The 12,145-nt window shown below is 65.9% G+C and carries 12 protein-coding genes; 5 read left to right on the forward strand and 7 right to left on the reverse strand.

Going from position 1 to position 12,145, the window contains the following annotated elements:
- Nucleotides 1-421: 421 nt before the first annotated feature.
- Together Q0693_RS02560 and Q0693_RS02565 are read left to right on the forward strand one after the other, a co-directional pair.
- The gene (locus tag Q0693_RS02560) at nucleotides 422-586 is read left to right on the forward strand and encodes a S8 family serine peptidase (RefSeq protein WP_298628958.1); all 165 of its coding nucleotides are present in this window, start codon (nucleotides 422-424) and stop codon (nucleotides 584-586) included.
- A gap of 63 nt (nucleotides 587-649) precedes the next feature.
- Nucleotides 650-1,870, forward strand: coding sequence for a 2,3-bisphosphoglycerate-independent phosphoglycerate mutase (locus Q0693_RS02565; protein ID WP_243031757.1), 1,221 nt, complete (start codon nucleotides 650-652; stop codon nucleotides 1,868-1,870).
- 351 nt (nucleotides 1,871-2,221) lie between these two features.
- On the opposite strand, the gene Q0693_RS02570 is transcribed toward Q0693_RS02565, so the two are convergent.
- The 6 genes from Q0693_RS02570 to aroA all read right to left on the reverse strand — a co-directional run bounded on the left by Q0693_RS02570 (nucleotide 2,222) and on the right by aroA (nucleotide 7,104).
- Nucleotides 2,222-3,199, reverse strand: coding sequence for a bifunctional oligoribonuclease/PAP phosphatase NrnA (locus tag Q0693_RS02570; protein WP_298628963.1), 978 nt, complete (start codon nucleotides 3,197-3,199; stop codon nucleotides 2,222-2,224).
- Between the two features lie 141 nt (nucleotides 3,200-3,340).
- On the reverse strand, nucleotides 3,341-4,045 hold the full coding sequence (gene tmpR, locus Q0693_RS02575; protein WP_298628965.1) for a bifunctional dihydropteridine reductase/dihydrofolate reductase TmpR: 705 nt from the start codon (nucleotides 4,043-4,045) through the stop codon (nucleotides 3,341-3,343).
- Nucleotides 4,042-4,452 (reverse strand): NUDIX domain-containing protein, encoded by a 411-nt coding sequence (locus Q0693_RS02580; protein WP_243031753.1) that lies wholly within the window; start codon nucleotides 4,450-4,452, stop codon nucleotides 4,042-4,044. The genes tmpR and Q0693_RS02580 overlap by 4 nt, the downstream gene beginning before the upstream one ends.
- Entirely contained in the window at nucleotides 4,416-5,189 is a 774-nt protein-coding gene (locus Q0693_RS02585; RefSeq protein ID WP_298628968.1) for a CDP-alcohol phosphatidyltransferase family protein, read from the reverse strand. The genes Q0693_RS02580 and Q0693_RS02585 overlap by 37 nt, the downstream gene beginning before the upstream one ends.
- Before the next feature lie 2 nt (nucleotides 5,190-5,191).
- On the reverse strand, nucleotides 5,192-5,830 hold the full coding sequence (cmk, locus tag Q0693_RS02590; RefSeq protein WP_298628969.1) for a (d)CMP kinase: 639 nt from the start codon (nucleotides 5,828-5,830) through the stop codon (nucleotides 5,192-5,194).
- Entirely contained in the window at nucleotides 5,815-7,104 is a 1,290-nt protein-coding gene (gene aroA, locus Q0693_RS02595; RefSeq protein WP_298628971.1) for a 3-phosphoshikimate 1-carboxyvinyltransferase, read from the reverse strand. Before aroA ends, cmk begins: the two co-directional genes overlap by 16 nt.
- Nucleotides 7,105-7,171: 67 nt before the next feature.
- Between aroA and Q0693_RS02600 the strand changes: the two genes are divergently transcribed.
- Nucleotides 7,172-9,790: a BTAD domain-containing putative transcriptional regulator gene (locus Q0693_RS02600; RefSeq protein ID WP_298628973.1), complete on the forward strand. Its 2,619-nt coding sequence runs from the start codon at nucleotides 7,172-7,174 to the stop codon at nucleotides 9,788-9,790.
- On the opposite strand, the gene Q0693_RS02605 is transcribed toward Q0693_RS02600, so the two are convergent.
- Complete coding sequence (locus Q0693_RS02605) at nucleotides 9,768-10,532, reverse strand: class I mannose-6-phosphate isomerase (protein ID WP_298628975.1); 765 nt, start codon at nucleotides 10,530-10,532, stop codon at nucleotides 9,768-9,770. The genes Q0693_RS02600 and Q0693_RS02605 overlap by 23 nt on opposite strands.
- A 19-nt stretch (nucleotides 10,533-10,551) precedes the next feature.
- Here Q0693_RS02605 and Q0693_RS02610 point away from each other — a divergent pair, with 19 nt between their 5' ends.
- Both Q0693_RS02610 and Q0693_RS02615 read left to right on the forward strand, forming a co-directional pair.
- On the forward strand, nucleotides 10,552-11,424 hold the full coding sequence (locus Q0693_RS02610; RefSeq protein ID WP_298628977.1) for an SIS domain-containing protein: 873 nt from the start codon (nucleotides 10,552-10,554) through the stop codon (nucleotides 11,422-11,424).
- Nucleotides 11,425-11,570: 146 nt separating this feature from the next.
- Nucleotides 11,571-12,145 (forward strand): endonuclease V (locus Q0693_RS02615; protein ID WP_298628979.1); only part of this gene is annotated, 575 nt, incomplete at its 3' end.

Consider the following 12,145-nt stretch of genomic DNA (forward strand, 5'->3'; position numbering starts at 1 on the left):
GGGACGCACCACGATGGTGCCCCGCACCGGCCCGTAGTCGGCGAGCTCCGCTTTTTGGATGACCTCGAGGTACCACTCGCTGAAGTCCTGGCTTTGCGGCGTTAGACCCTTCTCCTTCGCCATACCCGTTCATCTTACTTCTTGCCAGGGACAGCTAGACCATAGGGGTGCCACCAGGGGGTTCGCAAAGATCGGCCATGCCCCTTTGGCCAGTCTGGCCCTGGGGCTATTCGCCTAGCAGCATGCCCCAAGCAGGACCGCCAGCCTCTCCATCCAAAGCGCCGCACCCTAAGGGCCTGGCCAAAGTTGGTGCTCCCGGCCCAGCAACCATCGCCCTCCTGGGTGGCGTTACCACCTGATCCTTTCCACCATCATCATCACGGAAAACCTTCCCGCCTACGCCTGGTATGCCGGCACCTCCATGGCCAGCCCCCACGTGGCCGCGGTGGCCGGCCTAGTGAAGGCCCTGCACAAGGACTGGACCCCGGGCCAGGTGCGGGCCCACCTGAAGGCCACCGCAGAGGACATAGGAAGCCGGCAACTCTTTGGCCACGGCCTGGTGAATGCCGATCAGGCCACGCGCTAAGGCAAACAAGCGGGGAAACCCCCGGGAAACCGGGGGTTTTTCCTTGGCCGTTAAAATGGCCCCATGGACCTCTTTTCCGTCTTCCAAGAGCTTCGGCAAGAGGGCAAGGCCAAAATCCTCCTGGTGGTCCTGGACGGGGTGGGGGGGCTTCCCCTGGAGCCCGGAGGGCCCACGGAACTGGAGGCCGCCAAGACCCCCAACCTGGACCGCCTGGCGGAGGAAAGCGCCCTGGGCCTCCTCACCCCCGTCTACCCTGGGCTTACCCCCGGCTCCGGCCCCGGGCATTTGGCCCTTTTCGGCTATGACCCTTTCCGCTACCTGGTGGGCCGGGGAGCCCTCAGCGCCCTGGGGCTTGGCGTGGACTTCCGGGATGGGGATGTGGCCCTAAGGGGCAACTTCGCCACCCTAAGCCCCGAGGGTCAGGTGCTGGACCGCCGGGCAGGCCGTCCCAGCACCCAGGAAAACCGGCAGGTAGTGGCCAAGCTCCAAGAGGCCATCCCTCGGGTAGAGGATGTGGAGGTTCGCTTCTATACGGAGAGTGAGCACCGGTTTCTGGTGGTCCTGAGGGGGGAAGGCCTTGGGGATGGGGTCACGGACACCGACCCCCAGAAGGCGGGGCTTCCCCCCCTTAAGGCGGAGGCCCTGGACGAGGCCTCGAGGAAAACCGCCCGGGTGGTGAACCTCCTTTCGGAGCGCATCCGGGAGGTGCTCAAGGACGAGCCCAAGATCAACGGGGCCCTTTTCCGTGGGGCCTCGAGGCGGCCCTCCTTCCCCAGCATGGCGGAGGTCTACGGCCTGCGGGCGGCGGCCATCGCCAGCTACCCCATGTACAAGGGCCTGGCCAGCCTGGTGGGCATGGAGGTCCTCCCCGTAGAAGGCGAAGGCGATGCCCATGAGGGGAAACTTCAGGCCCTCAGGGAACACTGGGACCAGTACGACTTCTTTTACCTTCACTTCAAAAAACCCGACGCCAAGGGGGAGGATGGGGACTTCCTGGGTAAGGTGGCGGAGATCCAACGCTTTGACGCCCTTTTGCCGGAAATCCTAGCCCTAAGGCCGGACGTCCTGGCCCTCACCGGGGACCACTCCACCCCCGCCCTCCTCAAGGCCCACTCCTGGCACCCGGTGCCCCTCCTCCTCAAGGCCCCTTACCTACGCCAGGATGCCGCCCGCCGCTTCACCGAGGGCGAGGCCCTCAAAGGAAGCCTGGGGCACCTAAGGGGGGTGGAGCTCATGCCCCTTCTCCTGGCCCATGCGGGGAGGCTCCTCAAGTACGGGGCCTAGCCCACCGGATCCGCAAGGAGGGGTTTGAAGCCCTCCCTAGGGAGGCGCCGCAAGGGGTGGGCGAACCCCGGGAGGCGCGGGGCTATTCTCCTGCCAGGCCAAGGCCCTGGAAAGGCCCTACGGGGCCGGGCATCGTCCCGGCAGACAACCCCCTTGTCCTACCCTCCCCCAACCGGACATCCCCCTCCTAAAGCCCCGGGAGGACCCTTAGGTCCAGTCCCTCCCCGAGCCCAAGGGCATCCCCTGGGGGAGGTGGTGTCTACCCCCGTAGACGGAACGAAGTTGGCCCCTTACGCCCAAGCGGGCATCCGGGAACGCAGGCTGGTGGACGGGGAAACCGGCCCCTAGGCCCTAAAGGTATCCCGCCCGCCGGAGCTCCTCCGCCACCGCCTCGAGGACCATCTCGTAGGCCCGGTCCAGGTCTACCCCCTCGAGGGTAGCCCCGGCCGCAGGCACATGCCCCCCGCCCCCAAGCCTTACGGCGATGTTCTGGGCGGAAACCCCACCCCGGGAGCGGATGGAGACCTTCACCCCTTCCCCTCGCTTGCGCAGGAAGACGGAAACCACACTTCCTTCCACGTAGCGGATGAGGCCCACGAAGTCGTCGGAGTCCTCCTCGTCCCGCTTGGCCTCCTCAGGAAGGTGAGCGGTGACCAAGAGCCCCCCGTAGTGGAAGGCCACGGTGGAAAGCACCTGCCCCATGAGGCGGAAGTAGGAGGGCGGGCGGAACTGGAGCCTATCGGTGAGCTCGGCAAGCTTCACCCCATACCCCAGAAGCTCCGAGGCCACCTTGAGCACCTCCGGGGTGGTGTTGGCGAAGCGGAAGTTGCCGGTATCGGTGAGGATGCCCGTGAGCACAGGGGTGGCGATCTCCGCCGTCCACTCCACCCCCAAAAGGTCAATGAGGTCCTTCACCATCTGGGCGGTGGCCGCCTTGGAGGGGTCCACCACCGCGATGTGGCCAAAACGGGGATTGGTGCCGTGGTGGTCAATGTTGATGACCAACCCCTCCACCGGCACCCCCACCACCCGGCCCGGCTCGGCGCTGTCCAGGGCCACCAGGGTGGCCCCTACGGGAAGCTTCTCCAAAGGGTCCGAGTACTCCTCCTCCTTGGGCAGAAAGCGGAGGAACCTGGGGGGTTCGGCCACCCAGTAGGCCTCCTTCCCCAAGGCCTTGAGGGCCCGGTAAAGCCCCAAGGAGCTACCGATGGCGTCCCCGTCGGGGTCCACGTGGGTGGCGATGTAGATGGGCCCCTCCACGGCCTTCAGGACCTCGGCCACCAGGCGCATCTTTTCCCAGTACTTGGGGTCGGGAGCGTTACCGTCCATGGCCTCTAACCTACCATGCGAAGGGGTTCTTCACCTCAGGGATAGGCCTGACCGCCTCTTCCCCATCAGGCCCCCAAGGGGAAGGATCCCCCGCTCCCATTTGGCCGGGGTGGAGCGGGCACACGCGTAGACCCAGTGGCCCTAGAGGTTCCACCCCCCGGCCACCTCGAGGACCTGCCCCGTCACGTAGGGCTCCCGCACGAAGAAGAGCACCGCCTGGGCGATCTCCTCCAGGAGGGCCAGCCGGGCCATGGGGATCTCCTGAAGGGGCTTGGAAATGGAGTTCTCCGCCACCCCCGGGGCCACCACGTTGGCGGTGATCCCCGCCTGGGCGAAGCGCTTGGCGATGGCCTTGGTGTATAGGATCACCCCGGTTTTGGCGATGGCGTAGGGGGTGATGTGGGGCCGGGCTAAGAGGTTCTGGGCCCCGGCGTAGCCCAGGTTAACGATGCGCCCATACCCCTGCTCCACCATGAGGGGAAGGACCCTTTGGGTGAGGAGGAAGGTGCTGGTGAGGTTGGAGTCCAAAATCCAGCGCCACTCTTCCAGGGAAACCTCCTCAATGGGTTTAAAGAGGTAGTCCCCCACGTTGTTCACCAGAACGCCAACCCCCCCCAGGTGGTAGCGCACCTCCTCCACCAAGGCCCGGACCTCCTCCTCCCGGGTGAGGTCGGCCCGCACCTTGATGGCCTTTACCCCCAAGGCCTCGGCCTCGAGGCGGGTGGCCTCGGCCAGACCCTCCGAGGTGCGGTAGTGGACCGCCACCTGGAAGCCCTCCTTGGCCAGGGCCAGGAGGATGGCCCGGCCAATGCCCTTGGCGCTCCCCGTGACCAAGGCGACCCTCATCTTCCCTCCAAATAGGTTTCCAGCAAAACCCGAGTGAAGCTGTTCAGAGGAAAAGAAAAGCCCTCTTCCGGCCTTACCCAGGCCCACTCCAGGATCTCCTCCCCGGGCCGCACCTCCCCTTCCCCTTGGGCAAAGTAGTTGAAAAGGAGCATGTGGGTGGGCTTGTGGAACTCCGGGCTAAAGATGGCCTCCTGCACCAAGGCAAAGCGCACCTCCTTAAGGCCCAGGCCCACCTCTTCCCAAAACTCCCGCCTGAGGGCCGCCTCCAAGGACTCCCCCCACTCCACCTTCCCCCCAGGCACCCCCCATAGCCCCCGCCACTTTTGGGTGCGCACCAGAAGCACCCTACCTTCCTGTTCCACCAAGGCTCCTACCGTGGGGATGGGATGGCGCGGAGAATCCTCCATAAATACCAAAGCATAAGATACAGGGCCTGAAGGACCACGAAGGTAAGATAGGCCCTAGGCTGGTGAAAGAGCAAGAAGACTCCCAGGAAGAAAAGCTGGGTGGTGAGGCCCAGGTTCACCACCCCCGCCAAGGCCCCTTCGTCCCAAAACCGCATGGGGGAAAGGCGAAAACGGCGCAGCAAGAAGGTCTCCAAAGCCCTTACAGCCCGGTCCTGGGGCAGGAAAAACCCGCGGTAAACCCCCCGCAAAAAACCCAGGAGGGGGCCAGGGGGATCCAGTTTCTCCGCGGGCAGGGGGAGACCCCGGGCTTCCCTATAAAGCCTTTCCAGGTTAAAGTCGTAGGACTGGACCCAGGTGAAGACCACAAAGGCCAGGGCGGAAAGCTCCCAAGCCCCGGTACGCGCCCCCAAGGCCACAAACAGGAAGAGGTTTCCCAAGAGGTCCAGCTCCGTGTCCAGATACCGGCCCAGCTCCGTGGCCTCCCCCCTCAGGCGGGCCAGCTGCCCGTCGGCATTATCCAGAATGGTCTTTAGTTGAAGGAGAAGGGCGGCCGCCACATCCAGGCCCCTAAGGATACACCAGGAGGCCAAGAGGACCAAAAAGGTGTGGAAGAGGACCAGGTGGTGGGGCCTAACCGGGGTGAAGAGGAGAAGGCGCACCACCAGGTGGGCCAGGGGGCGGAAGAGGACGATGTTCAAGAACTCGTGGACCGGCCTTTCCTTGGCTCCGGGAACCATGCTCAGTCACGGATGTGGGAGAGCACGCGGGCCACCACCTCCTCGAGGGCCATCTCGCTGGTATCCACCACGATGGCCTCTGGAGCGGGCGCGCTTTGGCCCCTGTCCAGTTCGTCCCGCCGCAAAAGGTCCCTAAGCACTTCCTCGTAGTCCTGGGGGCGCTCGGCGGTGCGCCTTTTGGCCCGCACCTCGGGGCGGGCCGTGAGGTAGAACTTGTGGGGAGCCTCGGGGAAGACCGCCGTGCCCATATCCCGCCCCTCGGCCACGAAGGGCGGCGGAACTTCCTTTAGCCTTTCGTTGACCCAAGAGCGCACCCCGGGATGCCGGGCCACCAAGGAAACCACCCGGTCCACCTCCGGGGTGTGGAGGTGGGGGGTCAGGTCCTCCAGCCCCGAAGGCCCATCCACCACCACCCGGTTCCCCTCGGCCTTGGGCAGGAGGCGGAGGGAGAGGCCTTTGAGAAGGCGCAAAACCCCTTTCTCATCCCCTGGCTCCACCCCGGCCCTCGAGGCCAGATAGGCCACCGCCCGGTAGAGGAGGCCGCTGCTCAAATAGGGCACCCCCAAGGCCTCCGCCACCCTTTTGGCCACCGAGCTTTTCCCCGAGGCAGAAGGCCCATCTATGGTCACGATGCCCCGCATAGCCGCTTCAGGTCCTGGAAAAAACCGGGATAGGAGATCTCCGCCCACTGGGGTTCGTGGATCCTCACCCCCACCCTAAGGCCCGCCACGGCGAAGGCCATGGCGATCCGGTGGTCGTGGAAGGGCTCCACTTCTCCCGGCCGCACCCCGCCCCCTTGGATCCTCAGCCAGTCCGGCCCTTCCTCCACCGCCACCCCTAGGGCCCTAAGGTTTTGGGCGATGGCGGCAACCCGGTCCGACTCCTTCACCCGCAGTTCGGAAAGGCCCGGAATGTAGGTCTCCCCTTCCGCCCAAGCCGCCGCCGCCGCCAGGATAGGCACCTCGTCCACCATGAGGGGGATGAGACTTGGGTCCACGGAAACCCCCTTCAGGGGGCTATACCGGGCCCGGATCCAGCCCACAGGCTCCCCCGCCTGGCCCTCCACCACCTGCCACTCCAAATCCCCCCCCATCTCCCGGAGCACCTCTAAAAGCCCCGTGCGGGTGGGGTTTAGCCCCACCCCCTCCACCGTAACCTCCGAATCCGGAACGATGAGGGCCGCCACCAGGAAGAAGGCCGCGGAGGAGAAGTCCCCGGGCACGGTAAGGTCCTTGGCGGGGAAGGGCTCGGCCCTTTGGGTGCGGATGCGCTGCCCCTCCTTTACCAGGGGCAGGCCAAAGTGGTGGAAAAGCCTTTCCGTGTGGTCCCGGGTGGGAACAGGCTCCACCACCTCCGTGACGCCCTCGGCAAAAAGCCCTGCCAGGAGAAGGGCGCTTTTCACCTGGGCGCTGGGCACGGGAAGGGTATAGGAAATCCCCCTTAGGCTCCCACCCCGCACCGCCAAAGGCGCCTTCCTCCCCCCTTCCCTTCCCTCTATGGAGGCCCCCATGGCCCGCAAGGGCTCCACCACCCGGCCCATGGGGCGGCGGCGCAAGGAGGCATCCCCCGTTAGCACGGCAAAAAGCCCCTCTTGCCCGGCTAGGATTCCCAGGAGAAGCCGCATGAGGGTGCCGGCGTTGCCGCAGTCCACCACATCCTCAGGCTCCTGCAAGCGAAGCCCCTGCCCCCGCACCCGGAAGTGGGGGCCCTCCTCGAGGACCTCCGCCCCCAAGGCCTGCATGGCCCGGGCGGTGGAGAGGGTGTCTCCCGCCTTCAAAGGGTAAAGGAGCCTTCCTTCCCCTTGGCTTAGGGCCAGGAGCATGAGGCCCCTATGGGTCACGGACTTGTCCCCAGGAACGCGCAAGCGTCCCCGCAAGGGGCCCAAGGGGCCTAGGTCCAGGTAGGGCCGGTCCATGCCCCCCAGTCTGAAAGGCAGGTGGGCTTTGGTCAAGGCCGGAACCCGGCTAAAATGGAGGACAAGCATGGCCCTGACCTGGCAAAGCCCGGTCTACCTGGAGCGCCCACGGCTTTTGGACCTCCTGCCCCAGGAACCGGGCTTTGCCGTGTGGCTGGAAGCCCCTGCCGGCTTTGGCAAAAGCGTCCTGGCGGGGCAGCTTTCCGCCCGTCTGGGAATACGCACCTTCTGGATCAGCGCCCTCCTGGGCGAACCCAAAGGGCTTCTGGCCAAGGCCCTAGGCCTCCCCGAGGAGGTGCCTTGGGGGGCGGTGGTGGAGGCCCTCAAGTCCGAGCCCACCCTGGTGGTCCTGGAGGACCTTACCGGTAAGGAGGGCCTCTCTCCCCTCCTGCGCACCCTTCCCGCCCTGGTGGTCCTGGCCAGCCGCAAACCCCTCCCCTACCCTGAACTTCCCAAGCTCCTGGCCGAGGGAAGGCTCGTCCACCTAAAGGCTTCCCATCTGGCCTTTACCCTCGAGGAGGCCGAGGCCCTCTTCGCCGGCAAGGAAGGCTTTGCGGAGGCCCACCGGGCCACGGGGGGCTGGCCCCTTCCCCTTTTCCTCTCCGCCCTCACGGGAAACCCCCCTGAGCCCAAGGCCCTCCTGCAGGGCTTAAGGGAAAGCCTGTCCCCCGGGGAGTTCCAAGAAGGTCTTCTGCTGGCCGCTCTTCCCCACCTACCCCCTTCCCTGGCCCGCCCAGAAACGGAAAGCCTCTTCCACAAAGGGCTGCTAAGGCGCCTGCCGGAGGGCTACGCCCTCCACCCCCTCCTCAAGGAGATGGCCCGAAAGAGCCTCCTAAAGGAGGTGCAACGGGCCGTGCGCCAAGCCGCGGGAAGGCTTCCCCCCGCCTTGTTGGCGGAAGCCTACTGGGAAGCGGGCCTCAAGGGGGAACTTTTGTCCCTTCTAGAGAGCCCCATCACCCTGCCGATCCCCGCGGAAAGGCTTTTGGATTGGCAGGACCTCCTCCGCCAAGGGGGCCCAAGGGCCCACCTGCGCCTGGGGGAGGCCCTGGCCCAGTGCGGCAGGAAGGAGGGGCTGGCCCTTTTGACGGAGCTAGCGGAATCCTCCCCGGACCCCGGCTTGGCCCTCACCGCCATGGGCCACCTGGCCTATTACCTCTCGGAAAGCCGTTTGGGCCAGGACCTCCCCCGGGCCCGGGCCTATTTGGAACGGGGCCTGGCCCTCCTCCCTAAGGTCAGCCCCGAGCTGGCCGGCCGTTTCCTGAACGACGCCGCCCGGGTACCCTTTGAGGAAGGCCGGCCCGAGGAGGCGGCAAGGCTTTTGGAAGAGGCCCTCCGCCACCTACCCCCGGAAAGCCCCTACCGGATCGCCCCCCTCAGCAACCTGGCCCTCCTGCGCTTTGAGCTAAAGGGGGCCTTTCGGGAAAGGATAGAGGCCCTCGAGGAAGCCCTGGGGCTGATGGAGCGCCATATCCCGCAAAACCTCGCCGGCCACCTCCGGGACCTGGGCTGGCTCCACCTCCTCCTGGGGCAGAGGGAGATGGCGCGTGGCTACTTGGAAAGGGCCCGCCAGACTCCTGGCCACCCCCTGGCCTCCCTGGAGGCCAAAATGCTCCTGGCGCACATGGACCAGGATGCCGAAACCCTCGCCCGGCTGGTGGCCCAGGCGGAACTCTGGGAAAACGCCTACCTGGTGGAAAGGGGAAGGGCCCTCTTGGCGGAGCTCAGGGGGGATCCGGGCCTGGTGGAGGGCCTTTCGGGTTTCTTCCCCAGCCTCACCCGGGCCCTTTTGCGAAAAGACCCGGGGCTTCTGCCCCCTTATCCCGGAAACCTAGAGGAAAGGCTCCTCTGGCACGCTGCCCGCTACCGCCTCCTCGCCGAGGAGGAGGACCTAAAGGCCCTCCTCACCCTAACCGATGTTGGCGAAGGCCTCCTACCAGGCCTCCTTCCCCTGGAGGCCCTCCCCAGGAAGCGCCCCGAGCTGGCCCGGGCCTACCCCCTCCTCGAGGTCCTGCGTTCCGGATGGAAGGAGGCCATCGCCCTGAGGCTCCCTGAGATCCCACCCTTAAGGGTCCAGGTCCTGGGGCGCTTCCAAGTGGAACATCCCTTGGGGCCTGTAACCCTGAAGGGAAAGGCCAGGGAAGTCTTCGCCCTTATGCTCCTGGGCCTGCCCCGGGAGGAGGTGGCCTTTGCCCTTTGGCCGGACGTGACCGAGGAGGCGGCCTTGAACAACCTTTACGTGTGGCTAGTCCGCCTTCGCAAGGTCCTGGAGCCCTGGGGGGTGCCCACCTACCTGGGGGAGGAGGGGCTGATGCGGGTGGAAGCCGATCTTTTTGCCCTAGAGGAAGCCTTGCAACGGGGCCAGGCGGAAAGGGTTTTGGAGCTTTACCGCGAACCCCTTTTCCCCAGCCTGGACCATCCCCTTTGGGACCGGAAGCGGGAGGAGGTTTTCCACCGGGTGCGGGCCTTATTCCTCAAGAGGGGGGAACCCCGCTTTCTGGAGCGGATCTTGGAGCTGGATCCCTTGGACGAGGAAGCCCTCCTCCCCCTGGTCCGATCCTACCTATCCCAAGGCCAAAGGGCCCGGGCCCTGAGGCTTCTTCAGCGCTACCGCAAACACCTTTGGGAGGAACTGGGGGAGAAACCCTCCTCCAAGGTGGAGGCCCTCATCCAAAGCCTTCAGGGCTAACCCCGAGAAACCACCCCTCCCCTTCCACCCAGACCTGTTCCCCCGGCTCCAGGAGGAAGGTAGCTGGGGGTTCCAGGTGGATTCCCTGCACCTGGGCCTTCCCTTCCAGGAGGGTTAGGAGAAGGGGCGCCTGCGGATGGAGGCCTAGCCCCCCGGGAAGGGGGTAGCGATGGAGACGAAAATAAGGGGTCTTGAGCAGGCACTCCCCTCCCGCCACGGGCTCAGGCCGGACTGGGGGTAAGGGGGTGGGCTCCAAAACGGCCACCTCCAGGGCCTTTTCCAGGTGGAGCTCCCGGGGACGGCCGTAATCATAAAGTCGGTAGGTGAAGTCCGAGGGGGTCTGGACCTCGTAAACCTGCACCCCCGGGCCCAGGGCGTGCACCACCCCTGCCGGTATGTAGACCACTTGGCCAAGGGCAACCCGGATGCGGTTTAAAATCCCCTCCAGGCTTCCTTCCGCTACCCTCCTTCGTACCTCCTCTCGGCTTACCGGTTGGGCAAAACCGTATACGATCTCCCCCGGGGTGAGCACGTACCAGGCCTCGTACTTGCCGGGCCCGCCTTCCACCCTTAAGGCATAACCATGGGGTGGGTGGACCTGGACGGAAAGCCACTCCACCGGGTCCAAGAGTTTTACCAACAGGGGCGCTTCCGCCAACCAGACCTCGCCCACTCCCGGGCCAAAGCCCAAGGCGCTCCCTCCCCAAGGACGGACCACCGGCTTAGGGTGCAACACCTGCACAGGGGTTAGCATAAGGGGTATGCGCGACCTGGACCGGGAGGAAACTTATCTGGCGGACCGCCGGGGCTTAGCCCTGGAGCTTCGCGACCTGGTGGGTTCGGGGCCCGTGCCCACCCGCCCCTACCCCGCACCCCACGCCGCCTTGGGCTATGGGGAAGGCCACTTCGCCGCCCGGCTCTCCGGCCTCCCCGACTGGACAGAGGAAGGGACCCTATTCGTGCTGGAGGGGGGGTACGACCTGGGAGAGGCCGCGGCCCTTTCCCTTCTGGCGGAAACGGAGCGGGTAGGGGTGGTCAAGCTGGGCCTCCGCCCCGGTGTGGAGGTCTACCTCTCCCCAAGCCCCTTGAACCCTTACCGCTACCTGCGCTTCCTCCTTCTGGCCACGGGGCAGGAGGAAGCCCTTTCCGAGGTGGATAAGGTCCTTCTGGAGGAAAGAAGACGCCTTACCCCGGAGATCCCCCTCGAGGAGAACCCCGCCAAGTTCCTGGCCTACACCCTGGTGGAGAGGATCCCCCTCCTCTACGCTCCCTTTTTCCGCCCCTTGGAGGAAGCAGGGCAGAGCCTTTTTGCCCGGATTGGGAAAAGCCTAGCCCTCACCCCACCCCATAGCGCCCTGGAGTTTTTCCTCACAGGCCTCGAGGCCCGCCACGAGCAGGGAGACCCCCTGGCCGCCCTCCTCCTGGGGGAGGGGGAGGCGGTACGCCTGGCCAAGGAGATCCTGGAAACCCGGGTGGACGCCATCGCCGAGGTGCCCGCTCCCTCAGGCAGCCGCCTGGCCCAAGCCCTGGCCCTGTGGTACCGCCTGGCCTGGACCGCCTACTACCTGGCCTTGCTCTACGGGGTGGACCCCTCCGACCCGGAGGTGCTGGAGCGCCTGCGGGAGGCCACCTAATACCCCACCTGGGAAAGACCCAGATGGCACCCCGGTAAAGGCTTACCGCCAACCCAGTCCCGGTGGGCTTGCAAAGAGCAAAGAGAAAGGGGGCAAGCCCCGTGCCAAGGAAGACCTTTCCCAAGCCAGCGGATCTCCAGGAAGCCATGGCTCTGCAAAGGAGCCTGGCAGAAAAGGTGATCCTGGAAGGAAGCCTGGCAGGCGTTCAGCGGATCGCCGCCCTGGACGCCTCCCACAAAAGGGGGAAGCCCCTGGTGGCGGTGGCGGTGCTATACCACTTGGAGAAGGGCCCTCTCGCCGTGGGGCTAGGGGTGGTGCCCGAGGAGGACCTCTTTCCCTACATCCCCGGTTTCCTCTCCTTCCGCGAGGCCCCTGCGTATCTTCAGGCGTTAAGCGCGCTTCCCGAGCCCCCCGAGGCCCTACTGGTGGATGGCCAAGGCATCGCCCATCCCCGGGGCCTGGGCATCGCCAGCCACCTGGGGGTGCACCTGGACCTCCCCAGCATCGGCGTGGCCAAACGCCTGCTCTATGGCCGTCTGGAAGGCCCCTTGCCCCGGGAGGCGGGAAGTGCGGTACGGCTCCTCTCCCCGGAAGGCCGCCCCCTGGGCTACGCCTACCGCAGCCGAAAGGGGGTAAAGCCCCTCTTCGTCTCCCCGGGCCACCGGGTGGGCCTGGAGGAAGCCCTGGCCTTTGTGAAGCGCCTGCCCACCCGCTTCCGCCT

This window comes from uncultured Thermus sp. (genome assembly GCF_938010445.1).
In the GTDB taxonomy this organism is placed as follows: Bacteria; Deinococcota; Deinococci; order Deinococcales; family Thermaceae; genus Thermus; species Thermus altitudinis.

Excerpts from the sequence above, each read along its gene's own strand:
- Q0693_RS02560 (WP_298628958.1), top strand. The coding sequence starts at position 422 with ATGGCCAGCCCCCACGTGGCCGCGGTGGCCGGCCTAGTGAAGGCCCTG.
- Q0693_RS02565 (WP_243031757.1), top strand. The coding sequence starts at position 650 with ATGGACCTCTTTTCCGTCTTCCAAGAGCTTCGGCAAGAGGGCAAGGCC.
- Q0693_RS02570 (WP_298628963.1), bottom strand. The coding sequence starts at position 3,199 with ATGGACGGTAACGCTCCCGACCCCAAGTACTGGGAAAAGATGCGCCTG.
- tmpR (WP_298628965.1), bottom strand. The coding sequence starts at position 4,045 with ATGAGGGTCGCCTTGGTCACGGGGAGCGCCAAGGGCATTGGCCGGGCC.
- Q0693_RS02580 (WP_243031753.1), bottom strand. The coding sequence starts at position 4,452 with ATGGAGGATTCTCCGCGCCATCCCATCCCCACGGTAGGAGCCTTGGTG.
- Q0693_RS02585 (WP_298628968.1), bottom strand. The coding sequence starts at position 5,189 with ATGGTTCCCGGAGCCAAGGAAAGGCCGGTCCACGAGTTCTTGAACATC.
- cmk (WP_298628969.1), bottom strand. The coding sequence starts at position 5,830 with ATGCGGGGCATCGTGACCATAGATGGGCCTTCTGCCTCGGGGAAAAGC.
- aroA (WP_298628971.1), bottom strand. The coding sequence starts at position 7,104 with ATGGACCGGCCCTACCTGGACCTAGGCCCCTTGGGCCCCTTGCGGGGA.
- Q0693_RS02600 (WP_298628973.1), top strand. The coding sequence starts at position 7,172 with ATGGCCCTGACCTGGCAAAGCCCGGTCTACCTGGAGCGCCCACGGCTT.
- Q0693_RS02610 (WP_298628977.1), top strand. The coding sequence starts at position 10,552 with ATGCGCGACCTGGACCGGGAGGAAACTTATCTGGCGGACCGCCGGGGC.